The organism is Paraburkholderia sp. CNPSo 3281 (assembly GCF_024206515.1).
GTDB classification, from domain to species: Bacteria; Pseudomonadota; Gammaproteobacteria; order Burkholderiales; family Burkholderiaceae; genus Paraburkholderia; species Paraburkholderia nodosa.
The window spans coordinates 1-691 of the sequence record NZ_JAMBPS010000181.1 but is presented as its reverse complement, the minus strand read 5'-3'; the positions used below and the strand labels follow the sequence as shown (position 1 = coordinate 691).

Below are 691 nucleotides of genomic sequence, written 5' to 3'. Positions count from 1 at the left end.
ATCCATCCAGACCCACCAATTTTGCGATGATCGTTGGTGCTTTAGCACTTACGAGCATCTCACTCCCGAAGGGAGTTGGGCAGATGACCTGAGTTTGAGTGGTTACGAGCGGGGGATTAGCTCAGCTGGGAGAGCACCTGCTTTGCAAGCAGGGGGTCGTCGGTTCGATCCCGTCATCCTCCACCAATCCTCAATGCACAGCGTTCTGCACGAAGCAGAACCTTTTGCATTGGCGATTGAGCCAGTCAGGGCGATATAAGTAACACCATATCGGCTGTCGTTCTTTAACAATCAGGAAGAAGTAGTAAAGAGATTCATCCGAACGCGGACAGAGATGGCCGTCAAGTAGGTGAATCAGGGTTGTGATTGTATCAATGTATTTTTAAGTGATCGAAAGATTGCCTTGAAATACGGCGCAACACGAATACTCAACCTGTAGCGGGTGAGCCTCGCCGTGAGCAATCATGGCCGAGACACACCCGTTATAGGGTCAAGCGAACAAGTGCATGTGGTGGATGCCTTGGCGATCACAGGCGATGAAGGACGCGGTAGCCTGCGAAAAGCTACGGGGAGCTGGCAAACGAGCTTTGATCCGTAGATGTCCGAATGGGGAAACCCACTCCGAATGGAGTATCCATGACTGAATACATAGGTCATGTGAAGCGAACGCGGCGAACTGAAACATCTAAGT

The 691-nt window shown here is 50.9% G+C and carries 1 tRNA gene and 1 rRNA gene; both read left to right on the top strand.

The annotated features are described in order from the left end of the window. Nucleotides 1-110 precede the first annotated feature (110 nt). Nucleotides 111-186: transfer RNA gene (locus M3I56_RS40805), tRNA-Ala, on the top strand. A 302-nt stretch (nt 187-488) separates the two neighbouring features. Further along, nucleotides 489-691: ribosomal RNA gene (locus tag M3I56_RS40800) — 23S ribosomal RNA — on the top strand; the annotation flags it as partial.